Source organism: Mycobacterium sp. SVM_VP21, from assembly GCA_024758765.1.
GTDB classification, from domain to species: domain Bacteria; phylum Actinomycetota; class Actinomycetes; order Mycobacteriales; family Mycobacteriaceae; genus Mycobacterium; species Mycobacterium heraklionense_C.
Map to the genome: position 1 here is coordinate 893361 of CP101406.1, position 13599 is coordinate 906959.

Genomic DNA, 13599 nt, shown 5'->3' on the forward strand with positions numbered 1-13599 from the left:
GTCCGCTCCTCTACTTCATGACGTTCAACGGCGTTGCAATGATGCGCGGATCCGCTCGGTGTCGGCCGGTGTCCAGCCGTCAGGTGGCAGCACCGCCACGAGTGCGTCCAGAATCGTGTCCGCGTAGTTGTGGCCGTGCCCGGCGGGCATCTGCTCACCGTGGAACAGGTCCGCGCTCACCTGCCAGAACGTCACCACCGGGTACCAGCGCATGGAGGCGGTGCGGTCGGGTCCGGGCGCTTCGGTCAGCCAGTCGGGCCGCGCGAACAGCAGATCCGGGGACCACCACACCACCGGGTCGGAAGCGTGCTGCAGGAACAGCACCCGGGTGCCGTGCCACGGCGGCGCGGCGATCCGGGCGATCTCGACCGGCAGGGTGCCCTGGGCGAACCGCACGGTGCGGCCGTTGTCGTAGCGCGGCAACACGGCGGTGCTGCCGGGGTCGCGGCGCACCAGCAGTGCATGCCAGAGCGGGCTGGCCTGCGGTGGCCCCACCCACAGCACGGACTCGTAGCCCATGTCGGCGATATCGGGCAGCCAGTCGAACGCGGCTTGCCCGGCCATCGCTCCCAGGCTCTCGCCGTAGAGCACCAGCTTGGGACGATGCTCCACGGGCAGGCCTCGCCACCGCTGCGCGATGGTGCGCACCAGCAACCGCCCGGAATCCATCGATTTACGTTGGTCGGCCAGGAAGGAGATCCAGCTCGGCAGGTAGGAGTACTGCACGCCGACGATGGCGGTGTCGCCGTTGTGGAGCATCTCCAGCGCATCGGCCGCGGCCGGGTCGACCCACCCGGTGCCGGTGGTAGGCACCACGACCAACACCTGGCGATCGAAGGCGTGGGTGCGATCCAGTTCGTCGAGCAGCAGCTGCATTCGCCCCTCGTCGTCGCCGGCACTGTGCAGCCCGGCATACACCCGGATGGGTTCACGGGCGGGCCGTCCATTGATCCGGGTGAGCTCGGCAGCGTGCAGTCCCCCGGCGACGAAGCTGCGGCCCTGACTGCCCAGGGTGGCCCAGGGCGCCAACGACTCGGGGCTGCCGGATCGCTCCGGTTGCAGCGGCTGGATCGTCCCGGCCACAGTGGCGCTGTCCTCGGGCTGGAACACCGCGCTGGCGCCGGCGAAGAAACCGCGGATCAGCACGCCGTTGATCAAGGTGGTCAGCAGCACGACGACGATCGCGCTGCCGATGAACATGGCGACCTCGCTGTGCAGGTGCCAACGCCGGATCAGCGCCCGCGCCAGCAGCCGACTGGCGTCGATCAACACCCGCACCGTCGCCACCAGCGCCGCCGCCACCCCGATGGCCACGCCGAGGGTGCGCAGGTAGCCCAGTGTTGCCGGGCCTTCGATGCCCAGCAGTTCGGAGACCTGACGCTGCCAACCGGCCGCCGGAATCAGCATCACAACACACGCCGCCGGGGCCGCCGCCACCACGGTTGCCTTGAGCGCAAACAAGACTGGGCGCGGTGGCGGCCACCAGCTGGCGCCGCGCAGCACGAACCGCTCCACCGTTGCCCCGATCAGCACCCCCAGCCCATAGCCGAAGGCGGCGTTGATCCCGCCGATCAGCCCCTGGAACACCCAGTCGCGGGGCAACAGCGACGGGGTCAGCGACAGGCAGAAGAACAGCGCGCCGAACGCGACCCCGACGAACTTCAGGCGCAGCAGGCTCCATGCCCACACCAGCAGCGGGTGTTTCGCCGGCGCCTGCATCCTGGTCGGACTATCCGAACAGCCCCGGCAGCACCGCTTCGGAGATGCTGCGCAGTTCGGTCAGCGACACGCTGAACTGGCCCTGGACCTCTATCGCCTGTGAGGCCTGGTCCACCACGCCGACACGGGTGGCCGGCAGGCCACGCGCCTCGCACATGGAGCGCAATCGACTCTCCTCGGTGCGCGGCACCGCCACCAGGGCCCTGCCTGCCGACTCGGAGAACAGGAAGACAAACGGATCGGCATCTTCGGGAAGCAAGATGCGGCAACCGGTTTCACCGGCGATCGACGACTCGACCACGGCTTGGATCAGCCCGCCCTCGCTCAAGTCGTGGGCAGCCGATACCAGGCCGTCGCGCGATGCCGCGCTCAGCACCTCGGCCAGCAGCTGCTCGCGTGCCAGATCGACCTTCGGCGGCAGTCCGCCCAGATGATCACCGGTCACCTGCGCCCAGATGGACCCGTCGAACTCGTCGCGGGTGTCGCCGAGCAGGATCAGCGTCTCGCCCGGTTCGACACCGAACGCCGTCGGAATACGGCGGTCGACATCGTCGATGACCCCGAGCACCCCGACGACGGGGGTGGGGTGGATCGGCGTGGCGCCGGTCTGGTTGTAGAAGCTGACGTTGCCGCCAGTCACCGGAATCCCGAGTGCCGCACAGCCGTCGGCCAGACCGCGAACGGCCTCGGCGAACTGCCACATCACCCCGGGGTCTTCCGGAGAACCGAAGTTCAGACAATTGGTGACGGCGATCGGTGTGGCGCCGGTGACGGCCACGTTGCGGTACGCCTCGGCCAGCGCCAGCTGCGCCCCGGTGTAGGGGTCGAGCTTGGTGTAGCGACCGGACGCGTCGGTGGAGATCGTGATCCCGCGCCCGGAGGCCTCATCAATGCGCAGCATCCCGCCGTCGGCGTGCTCGGCCAGCACGGTGTTGCCGCGCACGTAGCGGTCGTACTGTTCGGTGATGAACGCCCGACTGCACAGGTGCGGGCTGCCCAGCAGCGCAAGCAAAGTCGCGCGCAGCTCCTCCCCGGTGGCCGGCCGCGGCAGCTTGTCCGAGCGGTCGGCGTTGAGCGCATCCTGAGTGTCGGGCCGCGCGACCGGGCGCTGATAGATCGGGCCTTCGTGGGCCACGGTGCGCGGCGGCACGTCGACGACGGTCTGCCCGTGCCAGGTGATCTGCAGCCGGTCGCCCTCGGTCACCTCACCGATCACGGTGGCCAGCACGTCCCACTTGGCGCAGACCGCCATGAAGGCGTCCACGTTCTCCGGGGCGACCACGGCGCACATACGTTCCTGCGACTCGCTGGACAGCACCTCGGCCGGGCTCATGTTCGCTGCGCGCAGCGGCACCTTGTCCAGTTGAATCGCCATGCCGCCATCACCGGCAGACGCCAATTCAGAAGTGGCGCAAGACAGTCCGGCACCGCCAAGATCCTGGATGCCGACCACCAACTTGGCGGCATACAGCTCCAGGCAGCACTCGATGAGCACCTTCTCGGTGAACGGGTCGCCGACCTGAACCGATGGAAGCTTCTTGCGGCCGGCGCCGCTCTCGTCGCCGCCGAAGGTGTCCGAGGCCAGCACCGACACCCCACCGATGCCGTCCAGCCCGGTGCGCGCGCCGAACAGGATGATCTTGTTGCCGGCACCGGAGGCGAACGCCAGGTGCAGGTCTTCCTTCTTGAGAACGCCGACGCACAGGGCGTTGACCAGGGGGTTGCCCGCGTAGCACGGGTCGAAGATGGTTTCGCCGCCGATGTTGGGCAGCCCCAGGGAGTTGCCGTAACCGCCGATGCCGCGCACCACCCCGTCGAGCACCCGGCGGGTGTCGGGGGCGTCGGCGGCGCCGAACCGCAGCTGGTCCATCACCGCGACCGGGCGGGCGCCCATCGCCATGATGTCGCGCACGATACCGCCCACTCCGGTGGCCGCACCCTGGTAGGGCTCGACGTAGGACGGGTGATTGTGCGACTCCACCTTGAAGGTGACCGCCCAGCCGTCGCCGATGTCGACGACGCCGGCGTTCTCGCCGATGCCGGCCAGCATGGCCTTACGCATCTCGTCGGTGGTGGTCTCACCGAAGTAGCGCAGGTGCACCTTGGAGGACTTGTAAGAGCAGTGCTCGCTCCACATCACCGAGTACATGGCCAGCTCGGCGTCGGTCGGGCGGCGGCCCAGGATGTCGCGGATGCGCTGGTACTCGTCGTCCTTGAGACCCAACTCGGCGAACGGTTGCGGGTGCTCGGGCGTTGCGGAGGCGTGTTCGACGGTGTCCAGCGTGGTCGGGGGCGTCACGGGCACAGTCTATGGCACCGATTTCGGCGCGATTGCGCCCGCTCAGCGGGACCAATCGCGCCGAAATCGCTCAATCCGGCGCCAGGAATGCCGTCAGGGCCGCCGCGTAGGAGGCCACGTCGCGTGCACCCATCAGTTCCCGTGCCGAATGCATGGCCAGCTGCGGAGCGCCCACGTCAACGGTGGGGATCCCGGTGCGTGCGGCGCTCATCGGGCCGATGGTCGATCCGCAGGGCAGGTCGGCCCGATGCTCGTAGCGCTGCAGTGCCACCCCCGCCGCCTCGCAGGCCAGCGCGAAGGTGGCGGCAGTGCGGCCGTCGGTGGCATAGCGCAGGTTGGGCTGCACCTTGAGCACCGGGCCGCCGTTGACCACGATCTGATGGCCCGGTTCGTGCCGGTCCGGATAGTTCGGGTGGGTGGCGTGCGCCATGTCCGCTGAGGCCATCGTGGATGCGGTCAACCGGCGCAGGAAGTCCTCACGGTCGCCGCCGGCGGCCAGCGTGATCCGCTCCAGAACGCCTCGCAACAGATCGGACTGGGCGCCGTGATCCGACGTGGACCCGACCTCCTCGTGGTCGAACAGCACCAGCACCGGCAGGTGGCCGCTGGGCTTCGCGCCGAGCAGAGCTTCCAGTCCGGCGTAGCAGCTGGCCTGGTTGTCCAGCCGCGGCGCGCTGACGAAGTCGCGGCCCAGCCCGGTCACCGCCGCCGGCGCCAGGTCGTGGGTCATCAGGTCGAATCCCAGCACGTCGCGGGGTTCCACACCGGCGCGCTGCGCCACGTAGCCGAGGAAGTCCGGAGACCGGCCATCTCCCCAGACCGCGTTGACGTGGCGCTGCGGATCCAGCTTGACCGCGGAGCGGTCGTCGGCCAGGTGGATGGCCAGCTGCGGCACCCGCAGGATCGGCTCGTCGATACGGACCAGGTGCTGGGACCCGTCGCGCACCGACAGCCGCCCGCTGATCCCCAGGTCGCGGTCCAGCCAGGAGTTCAGCCAGGCGCCGCCGTAGGGCTCCAGCGCCACCAGCTGCCAACCGGCGACCTCGCGGGCGGGATGCTGTTTGACCCGCAGGTTCGGGCTGTCGGTATGCGCGCCGATGATCCGGAACGGGGTGGCCGGGTTCGCCCGGCCGCCGTCCCAGGCGATCAGTGAACCGGCCCGGACGGTGAAGTACTTCCCGGGCGTCTGTGGCCAGCGCTCGGTCTCCGCGACCTCGGTGTAGCCGGCGGCCCGCAGCCGTTCGGCCACCGTGGCGCAGGTGTGAAACGGCGACGGTGAGGCGTCGATGAACTCGCATAGTCCGGTTGCGGTGGCCGCCATGGGGTTAAGTCTTTCGCATCCGGACGCCGATGGGGGCGTTAGGGTCGATAGCGTGCCGTCCGTTCAGCCCGTCACCGCTCCCCTGACCTGCGCGGCCATTTTCTTGGTCGTCACCATCGATGAAGGTGGTGAGGCGCAGGTGCATGACGCCCTGCCGGATCTTGCGGATATGGCCTCGGCGATCAATTTCCGTGACCCGAGCAAACAGTTGTCGCTGGTGACCTCGATCGGCTCGGATTCCTGGGACCGCTTGTTCACCGGACCCCGTCCCGCCGAACTGCATCCGTTCATCGAGTTGGTCGGTCCCCGCCACACCGCCCCGGCCACCCACGGCGATGTGCTGTTCCATATCCGTGGCGAGACCATGGACGTCTGCTTCGAGTTGGCCCGACGCATCCTGCGGACCCTGCGCGGCGCGGTCACCGTCGTCGACGAAGTCCATGGCTTCCGCTTCTTCGACAATCGGGATCTGCTCGGCTTCGTCGACGGCACCGAAAACCCCACCGGCAACGACGCCGTCAGTGTCACCGCGGTCGGTGACGAAGACCCCGACTTCGCCGGCGGGTCGTATGTGCACATCCAGAAATACCTGCACGACATGACCGCCTGGGACGCCCTGGCCGTCGACGACCAAGAACGCGTGATCGGGCGCACCAAAGCCGACGACATCGAATTCCCCGACGCCGACAAACCCGCCAACGCTCACATCAAACTCAACGTCATCACCGACGACGACGGCAACGAACTCGACATCGTGCGCGCCAACATGCCCTTCGGCACCGCCAACTCCGGCGACCACGGCACCTACTACATCGGCTACTCCCGCACCCCGACGGTGACCGAACGCATGCTGCGCAACATGTTCCTCGGCGACCCACCCGGCGTCACCGACCGCATCCTGGACTTCTCCACCGCCCTGACCGGCGGCCTGTTCTTCGCCCCGTCGGCGGACTTCCTCGGCGATCCACCACCGCTTCCCGGCTCAGCGACACCGGCCCCCGCCGAGCCCGCCGCCTCCACCGCACCCACCGGTGAGGGCTCACTGAACATCGGCAGCCTGAAAGGAATCTCGCAATGAACAACCTGTATCGCGATCTGGCCCCGGTCACCGAAGCGGCCTGGGCCGACATCGAGCAGGAGGCGGCCCGGACCTTCAAGCGGCACATCGCCGGGCGCCTCGTGGTCGACGTCAGCGAGCCGGCTGGCCCGACCGCGGCCGCCGTGGGCACCGGACGGCTGACCGGCATCAGCGCCCCGGCCGACGGCGTCGAAGCGCATCTGCGCGACAGCAAACCGCTGGTGCGCCTGCGCGTTCCATTCACCCTGTCGCGTGACGAGATTGATGATGTCGAGCGGGGCTCGCAAGATCCCGACTGGGACCCGGTGAAGGCCGCGGCCAAGAAGCTGGCGTTCGCCGAGGATCGGATCATCTTCGGTGGCTACCCGGGCGCCGCGGTGGAGGGCATTCGCAGCGCCAGCTCGAACCCGGAACTGACGCTGCCGGAGGATCCGCGCGGCATCCCCGACGTGATCAGCCAGGCGCTGTCGGCGCTGCGGCTGGCCGGGGTAGACGGCCCGTACTCGGTGCTGTTGTCCGCGGACGCCTACACCAAGGTCGCCGAGACCTCCGATCACGGCTATCCGATCCTGGAGCACCTGCGCCGGTTGGTGACCGGCGACATCATCTGGGCACCGGCCATCGACGGCGCGTTCGTACTGACCACCCGCGGCGGTGATTTCGACCTGCGACTGGGGACCGACGTGTCGATCGGCTACCTGTCGCACGATGCCGAGAACGTGCAGCTCTACCTGCAGGAGACATGTACGTTCCTGTGCTACACGGCGGAGGCCGCGGTGGCGCTGGGCGTGTAGGGCCCGTAGAGCCGGGCGTAGGCCCATTGATCGGCCAGGGTGCGGTGGGGGAATCGCGAAAGTTGTGTGAGCGGTAGCAGGCGCCGTTGTCTGTCAAGACATTTCGCATCCGAAAGCCGCAGTGCAAGAACCAGGCGTTGGCTCGGGTCCAGAAGTCCGTGGAGTTCTGTTTGCGGTCCGTCGGCGAGGATCCCGGAGTAGACCAGTCGGGAATGGGCGTCGATGGCGGTGTGCAAGAAGCTTTTGTCGGCGAGCGAGTTGCGTAGTCCTGAGCGGAGTTCATGTGGCGGATGACGCGCCCAGTGGGGCGGTCCAACCACTGCAGCCGCGCTAGCCTGTAGCGCCGCAGAACGTTGTGCACCGTTGAGACGTTCAGGCCCAGTAGGTAGGCGATGCGTGCAGGTCCCCACCGACGCAGTACCCGGACCTTGATGATGCGCCGCTGCCTGCGCATCGGGGTCTGATTGGGGCTGCGGTGCGGGCGTGAGCTGCGATCGGCCATTGCAGCCGGCCCTCCCTCGCGGTAGCGCTGCGCCCATCTGTGGGCGGTGGTGAGGAATCATTCGGCAGCTCGGCGCAGCGACCAGCCGTCCTCGACGATGCAACGGGCCAAGCGCAGACGCCCAGTTTCTGACAAGGGGGCATTACGGTGGGACACGAAGACCTCCGGAGTGAGTAGTGCGTTCTTCAGCAGCTCGCACGTCACTCGGAGGTCTTCGTCATGTCACTACGCCACGCCGTACCTAACGTCCATGATCAGTACGGCTAACCGTTGGCGCCGTCATTGCCCTTGCTGCCTTGGTTGCCGGTGTCGCCGGTCCCACCGGCGCTGCCGCCCCCACCAGTGCCTGCGGCCCCGCCCGTACCGCCGGCGCCGCCGTCGCCACCGTCGCCACCGACTCCCTTGGCGCCACCGTTGCCGTTGTTGTCGTTGGTCGCCCCGCGGCCACCGCCATTGCCGCCGGTCCCACCGGTGCCACCAGTGCCACCCTCGCCGCCCTTGCCGCCGTCACCGGCCTGGCCGGTCACACCACTGCCACCGGCGGCACCAGCCGCACCACCCTGACCACCAGTCCCGCCGGTCCCGCCAGTGCCGCCGGTCCCACCGGTGCCACCGGTGCCACCGTCGCCGCCGCGGGCGGTACCACCGCTCCAGTTGCTGTGGCCTTCCCCACCGGTGCCTCCATTGCCGCCGCTGCCGGCCGTACTGCCGGCCCCGCCGATGCCACCCTGACCACCAGTGCCACCGTTGCCGCCGACCCCAGAGATCGACCCGCCGGCCCCGCCGGCCCCGCCGGCGCCACCTTGGCCGCCGGTACTGCCGGAAACCCCGACACCGCCGGTCCCACCTTGGCCGCCAGTGCCGCCGTTGCAGTGCGCCCCGACAACACCGCAGTAGGCATAACCGCCGGTACCGCCATTGCCGCCCTTGGCGCCTACACCGCCGGCTCCACCGGCGCCGCCGACACCACCGTTGGAGGTGCCGGCACCGACCTGCGCCTTGCCGCCGGTACCACCGGTGCCGCCGTTTTGCTGCAGCCCACCATTGTTGGCGTTATTGCCGTCGGTGCCGGGACCACCGGGCCCACCGTTCTGCGTTCCGGTCGCCACCGTGCTGCCGGCAGAGGAGCCGCCGCTGCCGCCGCCCGCGTTCGGGCTCGACCCACCGGTGCCCGGGTTGACCCCGCCGCTGCCGGCGCCGCCCTTGCCACCAGCCCCGCCGTTTCCACCGTTACCGATGTTGCCGCCGTCGCCACCCTTGCCGCCGGCCCCGCCGGTGCCGTTGACAGTGGTGGCGGCCGCGCCGTTGCCGCCGTCACCGCCGTTGCCGGCCGCGCCGGAGTGCATCGCTCCGGTGTTACCGTCGGCGCCCTGCGTCGAGCCGGCGCCACCCTGGCCGCCGGCACCGCCCAGGCCGGCGTCCCCGCCGCCGCCGCCGTCCCCGCCCTTGCCGCCGGCAGTGATGGCATTGGAGCCGTCGCCGCCATCGCCAGGAGTACCGCCCGTGCCACCGTTACCGCCGGCCCCGCCAACACCCTGATTACCCGCGGTGCCGTGCGCAGCAGTGCCCCCGACGCCCCCGACGCCACCGACGCCACCGGTTCCACCGGCGCCGCCGTCACCGCCGGCCTGCCCGTTCACCCCGTCGCCGGTGGCGTTCGCGCCGGCCATTCCGGATCCACCGACGCCACCGATGCCGCCCGCACCGCCGGCGCCACCGTTACCGCCGTTGCCGGCGATCGAGCCGCCCAGACCGCCCGTGCCGCCCGCGCCGCCGGCACCGCCGGTCAGACCCGTGGTACCCGAACCGCCGGCCGCAGTCGCATCGGTACCCGCCCCGCCGGCCGCACCGTTGCCACCGTTACCGCCGGCCCCGCCGTTGCCGTGGTCGCCGCCGTTACCGCCGTTGCCACCGTTGCCACCGGCCGCACCTGCCGTCGTCGACGTGTAGCCGTCACCACCCTTACCGCCACTGCCGAACACGCCGCCGGGCGTGTCACCGTCGCCGCCGTGCGCCCCGCTGTTGGCTCCGGCGCCACCCGCGGCACCACCGGCAGCACCGCTACCGGCCGTACCAACGTTGCCACCGGACCCACCGTTACCGCCGTCCAGGTGGGCAGCGGTTCCGTCCGCGCCGGCACCACCGTTGCCGCCGGCACCGGCATCTCCACCAGCACCGCCGGCGCCGCCCGAACCGTTGGCGCCTGCGGTGAACCCGGCCGCCTGGGCGGCGCCACCGGCCCCGCCGGCGCCGCCGAGCCCACCGGAAGCACCGTTGCCACCGGACCCACCGTTACCGCCGGCCCCGTCTCCGCTGTTGTCGAACGAACCGGCGTCCCCGTCGATCCCGGCACCGCCGTTGCCGCCCTGGCCTCCTGTACCACCCTTGCCACCGGCACCACCATTACCGGCTAAGGCGCCACCCAAGCCACCCGTGCCGCCGGCGCCACCAACGCCGCCGGAGGTGCCGTTGGTACCCGAGACACCCACGGTGGTGCCGTTGATACCGGCCGCGCCGTTACCGCCGTTACCGCCGGCGCCGCCGTTGCCGTGGTCGCCGCCGTTGCCGCCCGCTCCGCCAGCCCCGGCGGTCTGGGCCGTGCTGCTCGGGCTGTAACCGTCGCCACCCCGGCCGCCGTTACCACCGCTGGTCACCGAGCTGCCCTGACCACCGTCCGTGCCGACAGTGCCACCGGTGCCGCCGACGCCGGCCGCGCCACCATTACCGCCCGCACCGGCGAGGCCGACGTCACCACCGTTGCCGCCGGCGCCACCGTCGGTAATGGCCGCAGTACCGGCCGCGCCGGCACCACCGTTGCCCGCCGCGCCGGCGTTGCCGCCGGCACCGCCGGCTCCACCATTGCCGTTGCCGCCGTTGGCGCCGCCGCCCAGGCTGAGACCGCCGGCACCGCCCTGCCCACCGTTACCGCCCTGACCACCGGCGCCACCGTCGCCACCGTCTTGGCCGTTCCCGGCGTTGGCGGTGATCACACCGTCCGCACCGGTCCAGCCGGCACCACCCGCGGCGCCCGCGCCACCCCGGCCGCCGGTCCCACCGGCACCACCGTTGGCTCCGGTGCCACCGGCACCGCCAATACCGCCTTGGCCACCGCTGCCACCGAGGCCGCCGGCACCGGAATTGACACCGTCAACACCCGCAGCACCCTGATAACCGGCACCGCCATCGCCACCAGCGCCACCAGCGCCACCATTGCCGTCGACGGCGCGGGTCGTCCCATCTACCTGGAGACCACCGAGGCCACCATTGCCGCCCTTGCCGCCAGCACCACCACCGGTGCCATCGACAGACCCGGCACTGCCAGCGTTGCCGGCCGCGCCGGCGGCGCCGCCACCACCGTTGCCTCCCGCACCGGCCGCACCCGACACCGCCCGGTTAATCCCATCAACCTCGAGACCACCCACACCGGCGTTACCACCGAGACCACCATTGCCACCATCGGCACCGGCCACCGCATTGGGATCCGTGGCCGCGTCATAACCGATGCCACCAGCACCACCATTGCCGCCACGACCGGCATGACCGTTAGCACCATTGGCAGCAGTTTGACCACCACCGGAATCGCCACCCAGGCCACCGCGGCCAGCATTACCACCGTCACCGCCATTGCCGCCGACCCCACCGGTCGTCGACCCCGCAGTGCCCGCAGCACCGGTATTGCCATCAGCACCGGCAGTGCCCGAACCACCGGCACCACCCACACCACCAGAGCCGTGGTTGCCCGCTACCGCACCACTACCCCCGACACCACCAGCACCACCATTGCCGCCAGCGCCACCGGAGACCCCAGCCCCCGCCAACGCGTCCTGCGTCGGGTCATAACCAGCACCACCGACACCACCAACACCACCATTGCCACCATTACCGGTGGCGGCGCGGGTCGTCGTGTCGGTCTCTAGCCCACCCAGACCGCCGTTGCCGCCCTTGCCCCCGGTGCCACCACCGGTGCCATCGACAGACCCGGCACTGCCAGCGTTGCCGGCCGCGCCGGTGCCACCACCGCCGCCGTTGCCACCGACACCGGCCGCACCCGACACCGCCCGGTTAATCCCATCAACCTCGAGACCACCCACACCGGCGTTACCACCGACACCGCCATTGCCACCATCGGCACCGGCCACCGCATTCGGGTCCGTGGCCGCGTCATAACCGATGCCACCAGCACCACCATTGCCACCACGACCGGCATGACCGTTAGCACCATTGGCAGCAGTTTGACCACCACCGGAATCGCCACCCAGGCCACCCTTGCCAGCGTCACCACCGACGCCACCATTGCCGCCGACCCCACCGGTCGTCGACCCCGCAGTGCCCGCCGTGCCCACAACACCATCAGCGCCGGCAGTGCCCGAACCACCAGCACCACCCACGCCACCAGAGCCGTGGTTGCCCGCTACCGCACCACTACCCCCGACACCACCAGCACCACCATTGCCGCCAGCGCCACCGGAGACCCCAGCCCCCGCCAAGATGTCCTGCGTCGGGTCATAACCAGCACCACCAGCACCACCAACACCACCATTGCCACCATTACCGGTCGCAGCACGGGTCGACCCATCAACCTCATACCCACCGAGACCACCATTGCCACCGGCACCGCCGGCACCACCGGCACCACCGTCGACATCGCTGGGAGCACCCACGACACCGGCCGCACCGGCCGCACCAGCACCACCGTTGCCGCCGGCACCGGCCGCACCCGACAGCGCCCGGTTGATCCCATCAACCTCAAGGCCGCCCAGTCCGGCGTTACCGCCGACGCCACCGTTGCCGCCATCGGCACCCGCAGCCGCGCCCGAGTCAGTGGCCGCGTCATAACCGATGCCACCAGCACCACCATTGCCGCCACGACCGGCATGACCGTTAGCACCGTCGGCAGCAGTTTGACCACCACCGGAATCGCCACCCAGGCCACCGCGGCCAGCATTACCACCGACACCGCCATTGCCGCCGACCCCACCGGTCGTCGACCCCGCGGTGCCCGCAGCACCGGTGTTGCCATCAATGCCGGCAGTGCCCGAGCCACCAGCACCACCCACACCACCAGAGCCGTGGTTGCCCGCTACCGCACCACTACCCCCGACACCACCAGCACCACCATTGCCGCCAGCGCCACCGGAGACCCCAGCCCCCGCCAACGCGTCCTGCGTCGGGTCATAACCAGCACCACCAGCACCACCAACACCACCATTGCCACCATTGCCCATGGTGCCGTCGGACGCCCGCTGACCGTTGCCACTGTCGCCGCCGAGCCCGGCCTTGCCGCCGTCGCCGCCGTTGCCACCGGCACCGCCGACTCCACCGGTCGGGTCTGCGGCATCACCGGTGGTGCCCGCAATGCCGGCACCACCGTTACCACCGGTACCGCCGTTGCCGCCGATACCGCCGGCCCCGTGCGCACCGGTTACCGTCCCGCTGCCCCCGACACCGCCGGCGCCACCATTTCCGCCGACGCCGCCGTCTTCACCTCGACCGGCGTTGACACCGATGACACCGTCGGCACCGCGATATCCGTCACCACCAGCGCCACCTTGGCCGCCGGCACCGCCGTTGCCCTGCGCGGCGTGGGTGCTGCCGTCGCCGTTCAAGCCGCCGGCACCGCCGTCGCCGCCCTTGCCGCCGACGGAACCGGTGCCGCCGGCAGTGCTGGCCGCGTTGCCATTGGATCCGTCCGCACCGGCTGCGCCGGCGCCCCCGTTACCGCCCAGGCCGCCGTGACCGTAGGCGCCGGCGTCCCCGCCGGCACCGCCGGCACCGCCGTCGGTGCCCGGCGCCGCACTCGGATCTGCGGCGGCGTTGTAGCCGTTACCGCCGGCGCCACCGTTGCCTTGCAGGTCGGTATTCCCGCCGCCGGCTTGACCGGCAACG

Annotated in this window: 5 protein-coding genes and 4 pseudogenes; 3 read left to right on the plus strand and 6 right to left on the minus strand. The window is 70.4% G+C overall.

The window, feature by feature from the left end; translation table 11 throughout:
• Positions 1-24 precede the first annotated feature (24 nt).
• The 3 genes from NM962_04450 to NM962_04460 all read right to left on the minus strand — a co-directional run bounded on the left by NM962_04450 (position 25) and on the right by NM962_04460 (position 5339).
• Positions 25-1719, minus strand: a complete 1695-nt coding sequence (locus tag NM962_04450) for an alpha/beta hydrolase (protein UVO13389.1) — start codon at positions 1717-1719, stop codon at positions 25-27.
• Between the two features lie 10 nt (positions 1720-1729).
• Positions 1730-4000, minus strand: coding sequence for a phosphoribosylformylglycinamidine synthase subunit PurL (gene purL / locus NM962_04455; GenBank protein ID UVO14547.1), 2271 nt, complete (start codon positions 3998-4000; stop codon positions 1730-1732).
• A gap of 88 nt (positions 4001-4088) precedes the next feature.
• A complete protein-coding gene (locus tag NM962_04460) occupies positions 4089-5339 on the minus strand; it encodes a M18 family aminopeptidase (GenBank protein ID UVO13390.1) in 1251 nt (416 codons plus the stop codon).
• 52 nt (positions 5340-5391) lie between these two features.
• Between NM962_04460 and NM962_04465 the strand changes: the two genes are divergently transcribed.
• Together NM962_04465 and NM962_04470 are read left to right on the plus strand one after the other, a co-directional pair.
• The gene (locus NM962_04465; protein UVO13391.1) at positions 5392-6417 is read left to right on the plus strand and encodes a Dyp-type peroxidase; all 1026 of its coding nucleotides are present in this window, start codon (positions 5392-5394) and stop codon (positions 6415-6417) included.
• Entirely contained in the window at positions 6414-7211 is a 798-nt protein-coding gene (locus NM962_04470) for an encapsulin (protein UVO13392.1), read from the plus strand. The genes NM962_04465 and NM962_04470 overlap by 4 nt, the downstream gene beginning before the upstream one ends.
• A gap of 5 nt (positions 7212-7216) precedes the next feature.
• Here the strand turns inward: NM962_04470 and NM962_04475 are convergent.
• The 3 pseudogenes from NM962_04475 to NM962_04485 all read right to left on the minus strand — a co-directional run bounded on the left by NM962_04475 (position 7217) and on the right by NM962_04485 (position 11354).
• Positions 7217-7869 (minus strand): annotated as a pseudogene (locus NM962_04475) (leucine zipper domain-containing protein).
• Between the two features lie 2072 nt (positions 7870-9941).
• Positions 9942-10262 (minus strand): annotated as a pseudogene (locus NM962_04480) (hypothetical protein).
• Positions 10263-11228: 966 nt separating this feature from the next.
• Positions 11229-11354, minus strand: a pseudogene (locus NM962_04485) (bacteriocin microcin).
• 109 nt (positions 11355-11463) lie between these two features.
• On the opposite strand from NM962_04485, the pseudogene NM962_04490 reads away from it, so the two are divergent.
• Positions 11464-11694: pseudogene (locus NM962_04490) on the plus strand (hypothetical protein).
• The last annotated feature ends 1905 nt before the right edge of the window (positions 11695-13599 follow it).

What these genes read in the sequence shown, in the direction of transcription:
- NM962_04470 (UVO13392.1), top strand. Translation starts at nt 6,414, where the DNA reads ATGAACAACCTGTATCGCGATCTGGCCCCGGTCACCGAAGCGGCCTGG.
- NM962_04450 (UVO13389.1), bottom strand. Translation starts at nt 1,719, where the DNA reads ATGCAGGCGCCGGCGAAACACCCGCTGCTGGTGTGGGCATGGAGCCTG.
- NM962_04460 (UVO13390.1), bottom strand. Translation starts at nt 5,339, where the DNA reads ATGGCGGCCACCGCAACCGGACTATGCGAGTTCATCGACGCCTCACCG.